Here is an 18685-nt window from a genome sequence, read left to right as displayed (position 1 = left end):
CAGCGTATCGAGCCACGCGTTGAAGCCGGCGATCTGCGCGACGTCGGGCACGCGGTTGCGCCCGCATTGTTCGCACGACGCGCGCACGACGCCGCGCCAGTGCGCGACGCGCTTGTCCGCGCGCTCGCCGGCGAGCTTCACGACGCCGCGCGCGGTCGACAGCGGCACGACCGCGGCAACGCCGAGCTCGACGGCTTTCTCGATCACCCAGTCCATCTTGTCGCCGCCGGCGATGCCTTGTGCGAGCGTCACGCGATAAGGCGGCTCGGCTTCGGCCGGGTCGAACGTGTCGATCTGCGCGAGCGCGCTGCGCTTGTCGATCTCGACGAGCCGCGCGCGGTACTGGCCGCCGGTGCCGTCGAACAGCGCGAGCACGTCGCCGGGCTGCAGGCGCAGCACCTGCGCGTGGCGCGCGACATCGGCCGGCAACGCGAGCGTGGCGTCGGCGCGCAGTGCCGCGTCGACGAAAAAGCGCGGCACGGCCGCGGTGGTGGTGGCTTCGTTCATGCGTGTAGCGGTTGGGGTCATGCGTCGAGACGGCACCCGAGCGCCCATCGGTAGCCGTCGAGATCCTCGATCTGCGCGAACCGGTCGCCCCAGAACTGATCCTGCGGCGGGCTCAGCGATTTCGCGCCCGCGTCGAGCGCGCGCTGCCAGGTGGCGTCGACGTCGTCGACATACAGGTAGAACGACTGCGGCGCGGTGGCGTTCGCGCTCTTCGGCGTGAGTGCGGTCGAGCCGAACGCACCCTCGGGCGCGAACATCACGATCAGCTGGCCGCGGTAGGCCATCTCGACGTGCATGATCGCGCCGTCCTCGTCGTGCACGTCGCGCAGCTCGAAGCCGAATGCGGCCTTGAAGAAATCGATGGCCGCGCGCGCGTTGCGTACGGCCAGGTAGGGTGTCAACCAAGGCACGTTGGCCGGACGTGGATCGGTCATGAAAATCTCCTGTGTGGGCGCTTCGGCGCTTGCGCTGATTCCATGCTTCGGCGTTCGTTCAGGGGGCGGCGCGGCGTCCGGGGCGATTCGCCCCGTGCCGCACGTCACGCATTTTGCGAAGACACGACGGGAAAGCGGAGCGAGGCGCCGCGCCGACGCTCAGCGGCGAACGCCCAGTGTATCGCGCAGCGCGCGCGGCAGGGCAAAGAGGGACGCATGCAACCGGGCGTCGTAGTAACGCAAACCCTGGACGCGGCGGGCGGCGAGCCGTTCGTCGACGTCGTGCGCGAACAGCGCGGCCGCGTCGAGCGTGTCGCTCGCGATCGCCATCAGCCACTGCGAGCCGTACAGCGGCACGTGCGCGGACAACGGATCGACGACCGAGAAGCTCGCGCGCAGGTCGTCGAGCAGCGCGGCGATGCGCGCCGTGTGGAACAGCGGCGAGCCGAGGTGCATCGAGATCGCGCCGCACGGCGTGAGGATCCGCTTGAGTCGCGCGTAGAACTCGCGCGTATAGAGGCCGGCCGCCGGCGAATCGGGCGGCGTGAGGTCGAACACGACGAGATCGAAGTGTTCGACGGTCGACGTGACGAAATGCGCGGCGTCGCCGATCACGACCTCGACGCGCGGATCGTCGAGCGCGCCCTGGTGCACGTCGTCGAGATAACGACGCGCCATGCCGACCACCTCGTCGTCGAGCTCCGCGACGACGATCCGCTCGATGCATGCGTGCTTGAGCAACTGGCGCGCCGCGCCGCCGTCGCCGCCGCCGAGCACGAGCGCCTTCCTCGGGCACGGATGCGCGAGCGCGGCCGGGTGCGTCATGCACTCGTGATACACGTATTCGTCGCCGACCGACGTCATCGGCCGGCCGTCGAGCGTAAACAGGCGGCCGAGCTGCGGCGTTTCCCAGACTTCGATCTGCTGGTGCGGCGACGCGACGTGCGCGAGCCGACGGGCGTTCGGGAAGCCGTACGCGGCGTCGGGCGTGGGATGAAAGAGAAGGGTCGTGCTCACGGGCGGGCCGCCAGGGCAGGGAGTTCCGACGTCTGAATTATAGGAGGCGGGCGGTTTGACGGAAAACCGTGCCGGAACACTACGCGCCGACAAGGGAAATGTCAGGCCATCTGTTAAAATGACGAGCTTTGCAGCCTCGTCCGTAGGCTCCGTCCGCTTCGCGTCCGTCAGGCGCCGCACCGCGCGCCGGGAACGATCGACGCCCGAGCTTCCGGATGCCGCCGTGCCCCGTTTCCTCGACTCGTTCTCCGGACTCGACATGACGACTTCGTCTCCCGCCTCCACCACCCTGATGGCCAACGCGATCCGCGCGCTCGCGATGGACGCCGTCCAGCAAGCGAACTCCGGCCACCCCGGCATGCCGATGGGCATGGCCGAAATCGGCGTCGCGCTCTGGTCGCGCCACCTGAAGCACAACCCGACGAACCCGCACTGGGCGGACCGCGACCGCTTCGTGCTGTCGAACGGCCATGGCTCGATGCTGCTGTACTCGCTGCTGCACCTGTCCGGCTACGACCTGCCGATGGAAGAACTGAAGAACTTCCGCCAGCTGCACTCGAAGACGCCGGGCCACCCGGAATACGGCATCACGCCGGGCGTCGAGACGACCACCGGCCCGCTCGGCCAGGGTCTCGCGAACGCGGTCGGCATGGCGCTCGGCGAAGCGCTGATGGCCGACGAGTTCAACCGTGACGGCGCGAAGATCGTCGATCACCACACGTACGTGTTCCTCGGCGACGGCTGCCTGATGGAAGGCATCTCGCACGAAGCCTGCTCGCTCGCCGGCACGCTGAAGCTGAACAAGCTGATCGCGCTGTACGACGACAACGGCATCTCGATCGACGGCGACGTCGTGAACTGGTTCCACGACGACACCCCGAAGCGCTTCGAAGCCTACGGCTGGAACGTGATCCCGAACGTGAACGGCCATGACGTCGACGCGGTCGACGCGGCCATCGCGAAGGCGAAGCTGTCGGACAAGCCGACGCTGATCTGCTGCAAGACGGTGATCGGCCAGGGCGCGGCGACCAAGGCCGGCGGCCACGACGTGCACGGCGCGGCGCTCGGCGCGGAAGAAATCGCGAAGACGCGCGAAGCGCTCGGCTGGAAGTGGGAGCCGTTCGTGATCCCGCAGGAAGTCTACGCGGCATGGGATGCGAAGGAAGCGGGCAAGCGCGCCGAAACCGAATGGGACGCGACGTTCGCCGCCTATCGCGCGAAGTTCCCGGCAGAAGCCGCCGAATTCGAGCGTCGGATGGCCAACAAGCTGCCGGCCGACTGGGCTGAAAAGGCCGCGGCGATCATCGCCGGCGCGAACGAGCGCGCCGAGACGGTTGCGACCCGCAAGGCGTCGCAGCAGGCGATCGAAGGGCTGGCTGCCGCGCTGCCGGAGCTGCTCGGCGGCTCGGCCGACCTGACCGGCTCGAACCTGACCAACTGGAAGGCGTCGAAGGCCGTCCGCGCGAATCCGGAAGGCCCGGGCGTCGTGCTGGGCAACCACATCAACTACGGCGTGCGCGAATTCGGCATGAGCGCCGCGATCAACGGCCTCGCGCTGCACGGCGGCCACAAGCCGTTCGGCGGCACGTTCCTGACGTTCTCCGACTACAGCCGCAACGCGCTGCGCGTGGCCGCGCTGATGAAGGTGCCGTCGATCTTCGTGTTCACGCACGATTCGATCGGCCTCGGCGAAGACGGCCCGACGCACCAGTCGATCGAGCACGTGTCGAGCCTGCGCCTGATCCCGAACCACGACGTGTGGCGTCCGGCCGACACGGTCGAGACGGCCGTCGCGTGGACCCACGCGGTCGCCGCCGACCGTCCGTCGAGCCTGATCTTCAGCCGCCAGAACCTGGCATTCAACCCGCGTACCGATGCGCAGATCGCGAACATCGACAAGGGCGGCTACGTGCTGAAGGACTGGGACGAAGAGATCGTCGCGCGCAAGATCATCCTGATCGCGACGGGCTCGGAAGTCGAACTTGCGATGAAGGCCGTCGAGCCGCTCGCGCAGCAAGGCATCGCGGCACGCGTCGTGTCGATGCCGTCGACCAACGTGTTCGACCGCCAGGACGCCGAATACCGTGAACGCGTGCTGCCGCACGGCGTGCGCCGTGTCGCGATCGAAGCGGGCGTGACCGCCTTCTGGCACAAGTACGTCGGCCTCGAAGGCGGCGTCGTCGGGATCGACACGTTCGGCGAATCGGCACCGGCCGGCGTACTGTTCAAGTACTTCGGCTTCACCGTCGAGCACGTCGTCGAGACCGCCAAGGCCGTGCTGGCCTAAAGACATACGCGACGCGCGCCGCCCCTCGCGCGCGTCGCACGTGAAGCTGCACGAAACGAATTTTTTCAGCCATCAGGAGATAGACCATGACGATTCGCGTCGCAATCAACGGCTACGGCCGTATCGGCCGCAACACGCTGCGCGCGTTCTATGAAAACGGCAAGAAGCACGATCTCGAGATCGTCGCGATCAACGACCTGGGCGATGCGAAGACCAACGCGCACCTGACCCAGTACGACACCGCGCACGGCAAGTTCCCGGGCGAAGTGTCGGTCGACGGCGATTACCTCGTCGTGAACGGCGACAAGATCCGCGTGCTGGCGAACCGCAACCCGGCAGAACTGCCGTGGGGCGAGCTGGGCGTCGACGTCGTGATGGAATGCACGGGCTTCTTCACGACGAAGGAAAAGGCGAGCGCGCACCTGAAGGGCGGCGCGAAGAAGGTCATCATCTCGGCACCGGGCGGCAAGGACGTCGATGCGACGATCGTCTACGGCGTGAACCACGACGTGCTGAAGGCCGAGCACACCGTCATCTCGAACGCATCGTGCACGACGAACTGCCTCGCGCCGCTCGTCAAGCCGCTGAACGACAAGATCGGCCTCGAAACCGGCCTGATGACGACGATCCACGCTTACACCAACGACCAGGTGCTGACGGACGTCTATCACGAAGACCTGCGCCGCGCGCGTTCGGCTACCCACAGCCAGATCCCGACGAAGACGGGCGCCGCTTCGGCCGTCGGCCTCGTGCTGCCGGAACTGAACGGCAAGCTCGACGGTTACGCGATCCGCGTCCCGACGATCAACGTGTCGATCGTCGACCTGTCGTTCATCGCGAAGCGCGACACGACGGTCGAGGAAGTCAACGCGATCATGAAGGAAGCATCGGAAGGCGCGCTGAAGGGCATCCTCGGCTACAACGACGCACCGCTGGTGTCGATCGACTTCAACCACAACCCGGCTTCGTCGACGTTCGACGCAACGCTGACCAAGGTGTCGGGCCGCCTCGTGAAGGTGTCGAGCTGGTACGACAACGAGTGGGGTTTCTCGAACCGCATGCTGGATACGGCTGTCGCATTCGCGAACGCGAAGTAATCCCGCACGTTGCGCGGCCGCCGCAAGGCGGCCGGCGTGGCGAACGAGCCCGGCCCGGTTTTCCGGCCGGGTTTTTTATTGCCCGGCGTTCGCCGTCACGTGTTCGAGCGCGTCGACGAACGCGCGCTTCAGCGGGCTGTCGAGATCGGTCCATGCGAGGCCGATACCGGTGCGGTGCCCGGCCAGGTCGAGCGGCCGCGCGAGCACGTTCGGCGGCAGCGCGCTGGCAGCCTCCGCCGGCATCAGCCCGATTCCCATCCCCGCCGCGACGAGCGCGAGCATCGTCGTGAACTCCCCGAACTCCTGCGCGATCTCGAGCGTCGTGCCCGCGCGGCTCAGCGCGAGCAGCATGTCGTCGTGAAAGCCCGGCGCGTAGCGGCGCGCGAGCACGAACGCGGGCTGGCCGCGCAGCGCGGCGGGCGGGATGGCGTCGTGCGCGGCGAGCGGATGGTCGAGCGGCAGCGCGACGACGAAGCCTTCCTCGAGCACCACGCGCGTGTCGACGCCCGCATACGCGGCCGGCAGCCGGATCATCCCGAAATCGATCCGCCGGTCGCGCAGCGCGGCGACCTGGTCGGGCGTCGGCATGTCCTTCAGTTCGAGCGTGATCAGCGGATAACGCTCGCGCATCGTGCGCAGCACGGCCGGCAGCAGCGCGGGCAGCACCGACGACACGAACGCGATCCGCAGCGTGCCGATTTCGCCGCGGCTCGACAGCCGCGCCATCTGTTCCGCGCGCGCGGCCTGCTGCAGCGTGGCACGCGCCTCGGGCAGGAACACGCGCCCGGTCTCGCTCAGTTCGACCTTGTGGCGGTCGCGCTCGAACAGGCGTGCGCCGAGTTCTTCCTCGAGCGCCTTGATCTGCATGCTCAGCGCGGGCTGCACGATGAACAGGCGCTGCGCGGCGCGCCCGAAATGCAGTTCTTCCGCGAGCGTGACGAAGGCGCGCAATTGCTTGAGTTCCATGGGCGGCGGGCAGGCGTGGGCGGTAATCAGATTTCATGATAACCGGATCAAAAAAGACCATTGGCGCGGTGCCCGGCCGGCGGCCGAAGATACCGTCAACGCGAGACCGGCCGCGATGGGCCGCCGGCTCGACTGGCACGAGGAGACACGCATGACCCACGCGCTCGAACGGTTCCGCCTCGACGGCCGCCGCGCACTGATTACCGGTTCCGGACGCGGGATCGGGCTGACGCTTGCCCGCGGGCTGGCCGAAGCCGGCGCGGCGATCGTCATCAACGATCGCAATGAGGAGAAGGCCGCGACGCTCGTGCGGCACCTGCGCGAGGAAGGCTTCACGGCCGACTACGCGGTATTCGACGTCGCCGAGCACGCGCAGGTGCGTGCGGCGATCGACGATTTCGAGGCGCGCGTCGGCGCGATCGACATCCTCGTGAACAACGCGGGCATCCAGCGCCGCGCGCCGCTCGACGCATTCGAACCCGACGACTGGCAGGCGCTGATGCGCGTGAACCTCGACGGCGTGTTCAACGTCGCGCAGGCGGTGGCGCGGCACATGATCGCGCGCGGCCGCGGGAAGATCATCAACATCTGCTCGGTGCAGAGCGAGCTCGCGCGGCCCACGATCGCTCCATATGCCGCGACCAAGGGCGCGGTGCGGATGCTGACCAAAGGGATGTGCGCCGACTGGGCGCGCCACGGCATCCAGGCGAACGGCCTCGCGCCCGGCTATTTCGAAACCGAACTCAACCGCGCGCTGGTCGACGATGCCGCGTTCTCGGACTGGCTGTGCAAGCGCACGCCGGCCGGCCGCTGGGGGCGCGTCGACGAGCTGTGCGGGGCGGCGATCTTCCTCGCATCGGCCGCGTCCGATTTCGTGAACGGCCAGACGCTGTTCGTCGACGGCGGCCTGACCAGCGCCGTCTGAGCGGCGGCGCGAGCGCGCCATGCGCGCAGCGCCGTTGCGCCGGCCGCGGCCGGCATCCGAATTCCCAGAAGAGCCCGCCGCACGAGCGGGCCGATGTCCCGGTCGCGGTACGCGCCGGGTTCCGGAACGGAAGGCAGGAGACAGGAGACAACGATGGATCGCATTTCCCCGCCGCCCGCGCGGCACGATGCAGGGTCCGGTGCGCCGGGCGAGACCGTCGAGCGCCGCGGCGTCGACACGAAGCAGCTCAACCGCGCGGCATGGACCTGCTCGCTCGGCAGCGCGCTCGAATACTACGATTTCGCGTTGTACACGCTCGCATCGGCGCTGGTTTTCGGGCCGCTGTTCTTTCCCGCGCAGACCGCCGAGATGCGGCTGATCGCGAGCTTCGGCACCTACTTCGTCGGCTTTGCGGTGCGTCCGCTCGGCGGGGTCGTGTTCGGCGTGCTCGGCGACCGGATCGGCCGCAAGTTCGTGCTGACGGCGACGGTGCTGCTGATGGGCGTCGCGAGCACGCTGATCGGCGTGCTGCCGACCTTCGAAACGGCGGGCTACTGGGCCCCCGGGCTGCTCGTTTTGCTGCGCATCCTGCAGGGCCTCGGTGCCGGAGCCGAGCAGGCCGGCGCCGCGGTGCTGATGACCGAATACGCGCCGCCCGGCAAGCGCGGCTTCTATGCGTCGCTGCCGTTCCTGGGCATCCAGCTCGGCACGGTGCTGGCGGCCGCGGTCTATTTCCTGCTGCTCGCGAACCTCGACCGCGTCACCGACGGCTGGGGCTGGCGCGTGCCGTTCCTGTTCAGCGCGGTGATCGTCGCGGTCGGGATCTACATGCGCGTGCGGCTGCACGAGTCGCCGACCTTCGTGCGGCTCGAAAAGCGTGCGCAGGTATCGGCGAATCCGCTGAAGAGCGCCGTGCAGCATTCGAAGCGCTCGCTGCTGATCGGCATCGGCCTGCGGATGGCCGAGAACGGCGGCTCGTCGATCTACCAGGCACTCGCCGTCAGCTATCTCGCGGGCGTGATCGGCATGAAGGGGCCGATCGGCGCGCTCGCGCTGGTGTGCGCGGCGACCGTCGGCGCATGTACGGTGCCGCTGGCGGGCCGGCTCAGCGACCGCTTCGGCCGCGTGCGCGTGTATCGCACGTTCGCGTGGCTGCAGCTCGCGCTCGCGTTCCCGGTGTGGTGGATCTTCAGCCAGGGGAACGTGGTCGCGAGCGTAATCGCGATCTCGGTCGCGCAGGGCTTCGCGAACTGGGGGATGCTCGGCGCGCAGGCCGCGCTGCTGCCCGAACTGTTCGGCGCGCGCCATCGCTACATGGGCGTGTCGTTCTCGCGCGAAGTGTCGGCCGTGCTCGCGGGCGGGATTGCGCCGCTCGTCGGCGCGACGATCATCGCGACCGTGATCGCGCTGCACGGCGGCGATCACGCGGCCGGCGTGCGCGCCTGGGTGCCGATCGCCGCGTACCTGGTGCTGCTGACGCTGATCACGCTGTTCACGACGTCGCGGATGCCCGAAACGCTGAACCGCGATCTCGACGATCCGCTCGACGCGGCACAGGTGGCGCAGGCCCCGGGCGCCGATGCGCTCGCGCGGCACGCATGAACGGGCCGGGCGGCTGACGCGGCCCGGCCTGCCTTCGCATTCAACTTATCTCGACAGGAGCAAGCGCAGATGGCGCACGAATCGACCCAGCGGCCCGAATTGCTGATGACGGGCCCTTACCAGCCGTGGGACGACGCATGGCTGTCGGCAGGCTATGACGTCCACCGGCTGTGGGAAGCCGCCGACCGCGCGGCGTTCCTCGCCGAGCACGGCGCCGGCGTGCGCGCGATCGCGACGCGCGGCGATCTCGGCGCGAATGCCGCGCTGATCGCCGCGCTGCCGAAGCTCGAGATCATCGCGTGCTACGGCGTCGGCACCGATGCGATCGACCTGGCCGCCGCGCGCGAGCGCGGCATCCGCGTGACGAACACGCCCGACGTGCTGACCGGCGACGTGGCCGACCTCGGCGTCGGGCTCGCGCTCGCGATGATGCGCCGTATCGGCGCCGGCGACGCGTACGTGCGTTCCGGTGCCTGGCGCGACGGCGACATGCCGCTCGTCACGCGACTGTACGGCAAGCGCGTCGGCGTGGTCGGCTTCGGCCGGATCGGCTCGACGATCGCGCGCCGGCTGTCGGGCTTCGACGTCGAGCTCGGCTACTTCGACGTCGCGCCGCGCGCGGACAGCCCGCACCGCTTCTTCGGCGACCTCGCCGAGCTGGCCGGCTGGTGCGACCTGCTGATCGTCACGCTCGCGGGCGGGCCGGCGACGCGTCACCTCGTCGGCGCCGCCGTGCTCGACGCACTCGGGCCGCAAGGCTATCTGGTGAACGTGTCGCGCGGCACGACCGTCGACGAACCCGCGCTGCTCGACGCGCTCGAGCGCGGTGCGATCGCCGGTGCGGCGCTCGACGTGTTCTGGAACGAGCCGCGCATCGACCCGCGTTTCCTCGCGTTGCCGAACGTGCTGCTGCAGCCGCACCATGCGAGCGGCACGATCGAGACGCGCCAGGCGATGGGCTGGCTGGTGCGCGACAACCTTGCCGCGCACTTCGCCGGCGCGCCGCTGGTCACGCCGGTCGTCTGAGGAGGCTGTCATGCGTATGCGTTGCATGTGTGTCGTGATCCACGGGCCGAACGACCTGCGGGTGGAAGAGCAGGACGCGGGCGAGATCGGCCCGGGTCAGGTGCGCGTCGAGGTCGCGATGGGCGGCATCTGCGGCTCCGATCTCCATTACTTCCGGCACGGCGGATTCGGTGCGATCCGGCTGCAGCAGCCGATGGTGCTCGGCCACGAGGTCGCCGGCACGGTCGCGGAAGTCGCGCCGGACGTGACGTCGGTGAAGGTCGGCGATCGCGTCGCGGTCAATCCGAGCCGGCCGTGCGGTGCGTGCCGCTACTGCCTCGAAGGGCTGCCGAACCAGTGCCTCGACATGCGCTTCTACGGCAGCGCGATGCGGATGCCGCACGTGCAGGGCGCATTCCGCAACGCGCTCGTGTGCGACGCGGTGCAGTGCGTGAAGGTTGCCGATCACGTGCCGATGTCGCTCGCGGCGCTCGCCGAACCGTTCGCGGTCGGGCTGCATGCGGTGTCGCGCGCGGGCCCGCTGATCGGCAAGCGCGTGCTCGTGTCGGGCTGCGGGCCGATCGGCGTGCTCGCCGTCGCGGCGGCGCGCGTGCACGGCGCGGCGGAGATCGTCGCGACCGACGTCGTCGAGGCGCCGCTGGAAGTGGCGAGCGCGCTCGGCGCCGACCGCACGATCAACGCGGCGGCCGACGCCGGATGGGTCGAGCGCTACAGCGCCGACAAGGGCACGTTCGACGTGATGATCGAGTGTTCGGGCAATGCGCTCGCGCTGCGCGACGGGCTGGACGTGATGCGTCCGCGCGGGGTCGTCGTGCAGCTCGGGCTCGGCGGCGACGTCAGCCTGCCGCAGAACGTCGTGGTCGCGAAGGAGCTGTCGATCTGCGGTTCGTTCCGTTTTCACGCGGAATTCGCGCTCGCGGTGCAGCTCATCAATGCGGGGCGCGTCGACCTGCGGCCGGCCGTCACGCGCGTGTTCCCGATGCGCGACGCGAACCTCGCGTTCGAACTGGCCGGCGACCGGCAGCGTGCGATGAAGGTGCTGATCGATTTCGTCGACGAGGCTGCGTGACGGTCGCGCGCTAGCTCGCGACTGTCTCGACGCGATCGTGAAAAGGGCACGCCCGCGCTTCGCGGGGCGTGCCCTTTTTCATGGTGACGAGAAAACGCCCCGCTGAATTACTGCGTGACCTGCCGCGCGCCGGCGCGCTGCGACGCGAGCCACGACACGACCAGCACGCCCGCGAGCGCCGCGCCCGCGATGCACACGCCGCGCCAGCCGTCGATGCCGTACGCGACGCTCGCCGCGAACGACCCGAGCGCGCCGCCGATGAAGTAGCTCGTCAGGTAGATCGTCGTCACGCGGCTGCGCGCGTTGCCGGCCAGCGCATAGATCACGCTCTGGTTCGAGATGTGGACGCCCTGCACGCCGACGTCGAGCAGCAGGATGCCCGCGATCAGCGCCGCGAGCGAGTGCGCGCCGGTCGCGATCAGCGCGAACGACGCGAGCACGGCCGCCGCGAACAACCCCGTCGCGGCATTGCCGTGTCCGCGATCGACCAGCCGGCCGGCCGACGTCGCCGCGAGCGCGCCCACCGCGCCGACGACGCCGAACAGGCCGATCTGCCCTTCGGAATAGCTGTACGGCGGCTGGCTCAGCAGGAACGTGAGGCCCGTCCACAGCAGGCTGAAGCACGCGAACACGAGCGCGCCGTAGGCGGAGCGCAGTGCGATCAGCGGTTGCGCGCGCACCAGCGCGACGAGCGACTTCATCAGCGCCGCATAGTCGAGGCGCGCGTCGCGGCGATCCTTCGGCAGCTTCACGGCGAGCACGGCCGTCAGCGCGAGCACCATCACCGCGGCGATGCCGTACACGGCCCGCCAGCCGAACCCGTCGGCGATCGCACCGGCCGCGACGCGCGCGAGCAGGATGCCGAGCAGCAGCCCGCTCATCACGGTGCCGACCGCGCGGCCGCGCGAGCGCGCGTCGGCGAGCGACGCCGCGAACGGCACCAGCAGCTGCGTCGAACAGGTGACGAAGCCGACCGCGACGTTCGCGACGACGAACATCGTGAAGTTCGTGCTGAACGTGACCGCGGCCAGCGCGACGACGTTGAGCATCAGCAGCCGCACGATCAGCGTGTGGCGGTTGACCGCGTCGCCGAGCGGGACGATCAGCAGCAGGCTCGCCGCATAACCGAGCTGCGTCAGCGTGACGAGATAGCCGAGTTCGGTCGGCGCGCGGCCGAAGCTGTGCGCGATCGCGGCGAGCAGCGGCTGCGCGTAATAGATGTTGCCGATGACGATGCCGCACGCGCACGCGAACAGCAGCGTCATGCCGCGGGTCAGGGGAGGATGGTTGTCTTGATGCGGTTCCATGGTCGCGAAAAACAGCGGCGCCGGCCGGCGGCACGGGGGCCGTCGGCTGCGCGGGGTGACGGAAATCGGGGCCGGCGTCAACGGATCGGCGGTGAACCGATGCGCGCCGGGCGGATCGCGGCCGGGCCCGGATCGGGCGGGCGGCGGATCGTCGTGCGGCGGGCGCAGGCAGGCGGGCCCGGGCGGGCCGTTCCGATGCGCAAAGCAGGTGCGATGCGCCGGAACGGATGTGCGTATGATGCGGGAATCGAACCATAGCGTCCAAGACTGGATCGTTATGCTCTTCATTGGCAAAACCAATACGTCGGCCGTCATGCTACTCCGCCACATCCGCTATTTCCTGGCCGTCGCCGAGCAGCGCAGTTTCACGCGCGCGGCCGACGCGCTGCATGTGTCGCAGCCGACGCTGTCGCAGCAGGTCCGCCAGCTCGAGGAAACGCTCGGCGTGCAGCTGTTCGACCGCTCGGGCCGCACGGTGCAGCTCACCGAGTTCGGCGAGGTCTATGCGCGCCACGCGCGTGCCGCGCTGCACGAGCTCGATACGGGGCAGCGCGCGCTGCACGACGTCGCCGGCCTCGGCGGCGGGTCGTTGCGGCTCGCGATGATGCCGACCTTCGCGGCCTACCTGAGCGGCTCGCTGATCGACGCGTTCCATGCCGACTATCCGAACGTCGCGCTGACGATCGACGCGATGCCGCAGGAACGCATCGAGGCGCTGCTCGCCGACGACCGGCTCGACGCGGGCTTCGCGTTCATGCCCCCGCGCGCGCCGGACGTCGACGCACTGCCGCTGTGGGACGAGCCGCTCGCGCTCGTGACGGGCCGCACGCACCGTCTTGCGCGGCGGCGCCGCGCGCTGACGCCGGCCGAGCTCGGCGGCGAGCCGCTGGTGCTGCTGAGCCGCGCGTTCGCGACGCGCGAGAGCATCGACCGCTATTTCATCGAGCACGGCGCGAGGCCGAAGATCGCGATCGAGACGAATACGGTCAGCGCGGTGCTGGAGCTCGTGCGGTGCGGCCGGCTCGCGACGGTGCTGCCCGACGCGGTCGCGCGCGAGAGTGCCGACCTGTGCGCGCTGGAGATCGATCCGCCGCTGCCCGCGCGCACGGCTGCGCTGCTGACACGCAAGGGCGCGTACCGCAGCGTCGCGGCGCGCGCGTTCATCGAGCGTGCGCTCGCGTATCGCGATCCGTCGGGAGGTTGACCGGTACGACGGGGCGGCGCGCGGCCGCCCGGGCCGTCAGATGCGCGGTGTCGGGAAGAAGATGCCCGCGCGCTGCGCGGCGTTCGCGATGTGCGTTTCGATCGCGGTGCCCGCGGCGGCCGCATCGCGTGCGATCAGCGCGTCGACGATCGCGCGGTGCTCGGTCCACGTCGACAGCAGCAGCTCGCGCCGGTAGAACGGCATGCGCTGGCTTTCCTTCATGATGTCGGCGCTGCTGCGCAGGATCGATTCGATCGCCGCGTTGCCCGCGAGATGGATGATCCGCATGTGGAAGTCGAAGTCGAGCTGCGATGCCGCGTCGAGCTCGCTTTCGGTGAGCGCGACGTGCAGGTCGGCGAGATTGTCCTCGAACCACGCGATGTCGTCGTCGGTGACGACGTGCGCGGCCATTCGCGCGGCGAATCCTTCGAGCGCGTAGCGCATCTGGTAGGTATCGGGCGGCGACGACTGCTCGGCGAACCGCCACGCATGGGCGGCCGTGGCCTGCGCGCTTTCGACATACACGCCCTTGCCCGCGCGGATGCGCAGCATCCCGAGCGCCTCGAGCGTCGACAGCGCCTCGCGCAGCGACGCGCGGCTGATCTCCAGCTCCTCGGAGAGCTGGCGCTGGGCCGGCAGCAGGCTGCCGACCGGATACACGCCTGCCTCGATCCGGTCGCGGATCGTCGCGATGGCGGCGTCGGTCACGGTATGCGGAACGTTTTTCATGAGGTGAACTTTGGCCGGTCTGACCGGCATTGTAATCCGCACGCAGGCGGTGCATGGACGCCCTACGGGAAAGCCACGATCTGCCCCTGTCCGGTGCGTGTCAGGCGGGTGGGGAGGGGGTGGGAAATCCCTATTTTGTCCGTCCTTGACGCCACTATATCGGCTTCCTACTATCGACCATAACATCACTGGTCTTACCAGTATGAACAGACGAAACTGCAACCGTTGGATCGGGAGAGCGCCGTGTCGAAATTCCTCAATTCGCTGTTTGGCCGGGTAGTCGTCGCATTGATCCTGGGGATCGCGCTAGGCGCGTTCTTCCCGCATTTTGCCGAGTCGCTGCGACCGCTCGGCGACGGCTTCCTGAAGCTCATCAAGATGGTGATCGGGCCGATCGTGTTCTGCGTCGTGGTCAGCGGGATGGCGAACGCGGGCGACCTGAAGAAGGTCGGCCGGGTCGGCCTGAAGGCCGTCATCTACTTCGAGGTGATGACGACGCTCGCGCTCGGCATCGGCCTCGTGCTCGCGTGGGTCACGCGCCCGGGCGTCGGGATGAACATTGACCTGCGCTCGCTCGACGCGTCGTCGCTCGCGTCGTACGCGAAGAACGCCGAGAGCCTGAAGGACACGGCCGGCTACCTGATGAAGATCATCCCCGAGACCGCGATCGACGCGTTCGCGAAGGGCGACATCCTGCAGATCCTCGTGTTCGCGGTGCTGTTCGGTTCCGCGCTGTCGCTGCTCGGCGACAAGGCGCAACGCGTCAACTCGCTGATCGAGGAACTGTCGCACGTGTTCTTCCGGATCATCGGCTTCATCATCAAGCTCGCGCCGCTCGGCGTGCTCGGCGCGATCGCGTTCACGACCGGCAAGTACGGCGTCGCGTCGCTCAAGCAGCTCGGCTACCTGGTCGCGGTGTTCTACCTGAGCTGCTTCGTGTTCGTCACGGTCGTGCTCGGCGTGGTGATGCGGCTCGCGGGCTTCTCGGTGTTCAAGCTGATCCGCTACCTGCGCGAGGAACTGTCGATCGTGCTCGGCACGGCGTCGTCGGACGCGGTGCTGCCGCAGGTGATGCGCAAGCTCGAATACATGGGTGTGAAGGATTCGACGGTCGGCCTCGTGATCCCGACCGGCTATTCGTTCAACCTCGACGGCTTCTCGATCTACCTGACGCTCGCCGTGCTGTTCATCGCGCAGGCCACCAACACGCCGCTGTCGACGCACGACCTGATCGTCGTGCTGCTCGTGTCGCTCGTCACGTCGAAGGGCGCGCACGGGATCCCGGGCTCGGCGATCGTGATCCTCGCGGCGACGCTGTCGGCGATCCCCGCGATTCCCGTGCTCGGCCTCGTCCTGATCCTGCCGGTCGACTGGTTCGTCGGCATCGCCCGTGCGCTGACCAACCTGATCGGCAACTGCGTCGCGACGGTGGTCGTCGCGGTGTGGGAGAACGACATCGACCGGGCCCGCGCGAAGCGCGTGCTGAATCGCGAGCTGCGCTACGTGCCGGCCGAAGAGGAAGACCGCACGGCGCCGGTCGCCGGCGATCAGGCTCACGCGCTCTGAGCGCGACCCCGCGCGGGCGGCCTTGCCCCGGGCCGCCCCGCGCACCTGGCATTCATGTGGCCGGCGCCTCGATGCGCCGGCCCTTCATCAAACTACAGGAGACGACATGGCAGCCCCCATCCTCGATCCGGATGCGCCGGCGTTTACGCGGCGTTACATGAACCTCGCCGACCCGCGCCTCGGGGCGCAGGCGCTCTTTGCCAGCGACGAGTTCTTCGCGCCGAAGGAGCGCATGCTGAATCCCGAGCCGGCCGTGTTCATCCCCGGCAAGTACGACGACCACGGCAAGTGGATGGACGGCTGGGAAACGCGCCGCAAGCGCACGACCGGCCACGACTTCTGCGTGGTGCGGCTCGCGCGGCCGGGCGTGATTCACGGCGTCGACCTCGACACGAGCCATTTCACCGGCAACTTCCCGCCGGCCGCGTCGATCGACGCGTGCGTCGCCGAAGGCGACACGCCGTCCGACAACGCCGAGTGGCGCACGATCGTCCCGGCGACGACGCTGCAGGGCAATTCGCATCACTACGTGAGCGTCGACGATGCGCAGCCTTATACGCACCTGCGCGTGAACCTGTACCCGGACGGCGGCCTCGCGCGGCTGCGCGTGTACGGCCAGCCGCAGCGCGACTGGCGCCAGGTGCCGGCCGGCGAACTCGTCGATCTCGCGGCGATCGAGAACGGCGGCTACCTGGTGGCCGCGAACAACCAGCACTTCGGCCCGGCATCGCAGATGCTGATGCCGGGGCGCGGCGCGAACATGGGCGACGGCTGGGAAACGCGGCGCCGCCGCGAGCCCGGCAACGACTGGGCGATCGTCGCGCTCGCGCGGCCGGGCATCATCCGGCGCGTCGAGGTCGATACCGCGTTCTTCAAGGGCAATTTCCCCGACCGCTGCTCGCTGCAGGCCGCGAGGGTGGCGGGCGGCACCGACGACTCGCTCGTCACGCAGGCGATGTTTTGGGCCGAACTGCTCGGCGAGCAGAAGCTGTCGATGGACCACGTCCACACGTTCGACCAGCTTGCGGCGCTCGGCCCCGTCACGCACGTGCGTTTCAACATCTTCCCGGACGGCGGCGTGTCGCGCCTGCGTCTGTGGGGCGAGCCGGCTTGAAGGAGGGCAACGGCATGAGCGGATCCCGCATCCTGCGCGTCGAGCGCCTGACCCGCGAAGCGTTCGCGCCGTTCGGCGACGTGATCGCGCTCGAAGGCGCGCGCCATTTCCCGATCAACGGCGGCACGACCGAGCGCTTCCACGATCTCGCGACGATCGACGTGTGCGCGGACGGCGGCCGCCCGCTCGTCAGCGTATTCCGCGCGCAGCCGCGTGCGCTGCCGGTTGCGGTCACGCTGATGGAGCGCCATCCGCATGGCAGCCAGGCGTTCATCCCGCTCGCGGCGGTGTCGCGTTACGCGATCGTCGTCGCGCCGGCCGGCGAGTTCCGGCCCGACGCGATGCGCGCGTTCCTCGCGGAAGGCTGGCAGGGCGTGAACTATGCGAAGGGCGTCTGGCACCATCCGCTGCTCGCGCTGGATGCGGTCAGCGATTTCGTGATCGTCGATCGCGGCGGCCCGCAGCCGAACTGCGACGAAATCCCGCTCGAGCGCGCGTGGGCGCTGGAGTTCGAACCGGCCTGCGCGGGCGCGGCATGACGAAGGCGGGCAGGCCGGCTCCTCCGGCGGCCTGATGTCACCCGGAGCCGCCCGGGCAGGCAACGCGAAGGGTGTGCGAAAGCCTGGGCGGGCCCGCCCGTGGGGCGGCGGTGCGCCGCCGGTTTCCCCGGGCGGGCGCCTCCTGCGTATCCCGAAAAGAAGACGGCCCGGAATGCGAATCGCCGTCCGGGCCGTCCTGCATGCGCCGCGCGCGCGGCTGGATTTCAGTGCTTGCGGTGCGGGCAGTTCTCGGTCGTGCAGGAACCGTACATCGCCAGCGAGTGCTCCTGGAGCCGGAAGCCGCGCTCCTTCGCGATCGCCTGCTGGCGGCTTTCGATCTCGGCGTCGAAGAATTCCTCGACCCGGCCGCAATCGAGGCAAACGAGGTGGTCGTGGTGCGAGCCTTCGTTCAGTTCGAACACGGCCTTGCCGGATTCGAAGTTGCTGCGCGACAGCAGGCCGGCCTGCTCGAACTGCGTCAGCACGCGGTAGACGGTGGCAAGCCCGATGTCGAGCTGCTCGTTGAGCAGGTTCCGGTAGACGTCTTCTGCGGTCAGGTGGCGCACCGGGCTTTGCTGGAAGATCTCGAGAATCTTGAGGCGCGGTAGGGTGGCCTTTAGCCCGATATTCTTGAGATCCGTCGGATTGGTCATGGCTAGGCATCCCTAGAGTACAATGCAGGGCTTCAATGTTACCGGCTTTTCGCCGTTCCAGAAACACGCGCGGCCTGCGACGCGGGCCTGCACGGTGAGGGAAATGATTCCAGAATCTCTTTCGCACTTTCAGAGGAGCCGCATGCGGAGTGTCATCATCGCTGCCGCCGCCGTTGCCGCGCTGGCTGGTTGTTCGTCGTACGACAGCGTGACGCAGCGCATCGCGCAGAGCATCACCCCCTACCGGATCACCGTCGTGCAAGGCAACTTCGTGTCGCAGGAGAAAGCCTCGCAGCTGCAGGTCGGTATGTCGCGCGAGCAGGTACGCGCGCTGCTCGGCACCCCGCTGCTGGCGGACATGTTCCACGCCGACCGCTGGGATTACCTCTTCTACTTCAAGCGCGGCTCGACGGCGGTCGTCCAGCAGCGCGATCTCGTCGTGACGTTCTCGGGCGATCGCGTCGCGGGCTGGACGGGGGCGGACAACCTGCCTTCGGAACTCGACCTGCTGGCCGACATCGACGGCGACCGTGGCGGCAAGAAGGCGAAGGCGGCCGCAGCGGCGAAGAAGGCCGCCGAGGCTGCCGCCGCCGCGAGCGCCGCACAGGCGGCGAGCGCGCCGGCGCCGGAGACGGTCGCGAGC

General features: G+C 68.9%; 18 protein-coding genes. 11 read left to right on the top strand and 7 right to left on the bottom strand.

What is annotated here, in order from left to right; genetic code table 11:
* The 3 genes from DPV74_RS28155 to speE all read right to left on the bottom strand — a co-directional run.
* Window positions 1–507 (bottom strand): 16S rRNA (uracil(1498)-N(3))-methyltransferase (locus tag DPV74_RS28155; RefSeq protein ID WP_119338373.1); only part of this gene is annotated, 507 nt, incomplete at its 3' end.
* 17 nt (window positions 508–524) lie between these two features.
* On the bottom strand, window positions 525–941 hold the full coding sequence (locus DPV74_RS28150; RefSeq protein WP_119338372.1) for a glyoxalase/bleomycin resistance/extradiol dioxygenase family protein: 417 nt from the start codon (window positions 939–941) through the stop codon (window positions 525–527).
* Between the two features lie 159 nt (window positions 942–1100).
* A complete protein-coding gene (gene speE / locus DPV74_RS28145) occupies window positions 1101–1958 on the bottom strand; it encodes a polyamine aminopropyltransferase (protein WP_027788400.1) in 858 nt (285 codons plus the stop codon).
* A gap of 259 nt (window positions 1959–2217) precedes the next feature.
* Between speE and tkt the strand changes: the two genes are divergently transcribed.
* Together tkt and gap are read left to right on the top strand one after the other, a co-directional pair.
* Entirely contained in the window at window positions 2218–4245 is a 2028-nt protein-coding gene (gene tkt, locus DPV74_RS28140) for a transketolase (protein ID WP_119338371.1), read from the top strand.
* 86 nt (window positions 4246–4331) lie between these two features.
* Window positions 4332–5342: a type I glyceraldehyde-3-phosphate dehydrogenase gene (gene gap / locus DPV74_RS28135; protein WP_006485712.1), complete on the top strand. Its 1011-nt coding sequence runs from the start codon at window positions 4332–4334 to the stop codon at window positions 5340–5342.
* 75 nt (window positions 5343–5417) lie between these two features.
* Here the strand turns inward: gap and DPV74_RS28130 are convergent, their stop codons facing one another.
* Complete coding sequence (locus DPV74_RS28130) at window positions 5418–6308, bottom strand: LysR substrate-binding domain-containing protein (RefSeq protein WP_060169921.1); 891 nt, start codon at window positions 6306–6308, stop codon at window positions 5418–5420.
* Between the two features lie 151 nt (window positions 6309–6459).
* Here DPV74_RS28130 and DPV74_RS28125 point away from each other — a divergent pair, with 151 nt between their 5' ends.
* The 4 genes from DPV74_RS28125 to DPV74_RS28110 all read left to right on the top strand — a co-directional run bounded on the left by DPV74_RS28125 (window position 6460) and on the right by DPV74_RS28110 (window position 10930).
* Window positions 6460–7233 (top strand): SDR family NAD(P)-dependent oxidoreductase, encoded by a 774-nt coding sequence (locus tag DPV74_RS28125; protein ID WP_027788397.1) that lies wholly within the window; start codon window positions 6460–6462, stop codon window positions 7231–7233.
* Between the two features lie 153 nt (window positions 7234–7386).
* Complete coding sequence (locus DPV74_RS28120; protein WP_059484618.1) at window positions 7387–8835, top strand: MFS transporter; 1449 nt, start codon at window positions 7387–7389, stop codon at window positions 8833–8835.
* Window positions 8836–8904: 69 nt separating this feature from the next.
* Window positions 8905–9861 carry a 2-hydroxyacid dehydrogenase gene (locus DPV74_RS28115; protein ID WP_059697838.1) on the top strand — a complete coding sequence of 319 codons (957 nt, stop codon included), beginning with the start codon at window positions 8905–8907 and terminating at the stop codon, window positions 9859–9861.
* A gap of 10 nt (window positions 9862–9871) precedes the next feature.
* Window positions 9872–10930, top strand: a complete 1059-nt coding sequence (locus tag DPV74_RS28110; RefSeq protein ID WP_119338370.1) for an L-idonate 5-dehydrogenase — start codon at window positions 9872–9874, stop codon at window positions 10928–10930.
* A 107-nt stretch (window positions 10931–11037) separates the two neighbouring features.
* Here DPV74_RS28110 and DPV74_RS28105 read toward each other — a convergent pair whose 3' ends face one another.
* Complete coding sequence (locus DPV74_RS28105) at window positions 11038–12237, bottom strand: MFS transporter (protein WP_059697834.1); 1200 nt, start codon at window positions 12235–12237, stop codon at window positions 11038–11040.
* Between the two features lie 313 nt (window positions 12238–12550).
* Between DPV74_RS28105 and cynR the strand changes: the two genes are divergently transcribed.
* Window positions 12551–13441, top strand: a complete 891-nt coding sequence (gene cynR / locus DPV74_RS28100) for a transcriptional regulator CynR (RefSeq protein WP_027788392.1) — start codon at window positions 12551–12553, stop codon at window positions 13439–13441.
* A gap of 36 nt (window positions 13442–13477) precedes the next feature.
* On the opposite strand, the gene DPV74_RS28095 is transcribed toward cynR, so the two are convergent.
* Complete coding sequence (locus DPV74_RS28095; RefSeq protein ID WP_081052479.1) at window positions 13478–14200, bottom strand: FadR/GntR family transcriptional regulator; 723 nt, start codon at window positions 14198–14200, stop codon at window positions 13478–13480.
* A gap of 213 nt (window positions 14201–14413) precedes the next feature.
* Between DPV74_RS28095 and DPV74_RS28090 the strand changes: the two genes are divergently transcribed.
* From DPV74_RS28090 to DPV74_RS28080, 3 genes are all read left to right on the top strand, one after another.
* Window positions 14414–15736, top strand: coding sequence for a C4-dicarboxylate transporter DctA (locus DPV74_RS28090; protein ID WP_021159282.1), 1323 nt, complete (start codon window positions 14414–14416; stop codon window positions 15734–15736).
* Between the two features lie 106 nt (window positions 15737–15842).
* Entirely contained in the window at window positions 15843–16850 is a 1008-nt protein-coding gene (gene alc, locus DPV74_RS28085) for an allantoicase (RefSeq protein WP_027788391.1), read from the top strand.
* Window positions 16851–16864: 14 nt separating this feature from the next.
* The gene (locus tag DPV74_RS28080) at window positions 16865–17389 is read left to right on the top strand and encodes an ureidoglycolate lyase (RefSeq protein ID WP_059687211.1); all 525 of its coding nucleotides are present in this window, start codon (window positions 16865–16867) and stop codon (window positions 17387–17389) included.
* 224 nt (window positions 17390–17613) lie between these two features.
* Here DPV74_RS28080 and fur read toward each other — a convergent pair whose 3' ends face one another.
* Window positions 17614–18042, bottom strand: a complete 429-nt coding sequence (gene fur, locus DPV74_RS28075; protein WP_006400349.1) for a ferric iron uptake transcriptional regulator — start codon at window positions 18040–18042, stop codon at window positions 17614–17616.
* 142 nt (window positions 18043–18184) lie between these two features.
* Here fur and DPV74_RS28070 point away from each other — a divergent pair.
* A partial coding sequence (locus tag DPV74_RS28070; RefSeq protein ID WP_162923153.1) for an outer membrane protein assembly factor BamE occupies window positions 18185–18685 on the top strand: 501 nt, incomplete at its 3' end.

This window comes from Burkholderia sp. HAN2018 (assembly GCF_024704855.1).
Taxonomy (GTDB): domain Bacteria; phylum Pseudomonadota; class Gammaproteobacteria; order Burkholderiales; family Burkholderiaceae; genus Burkholderia; species Burkholderia cepacia.
This window is presented reverse-complemented; position numbering and strand designations above follow the sequence as displayed.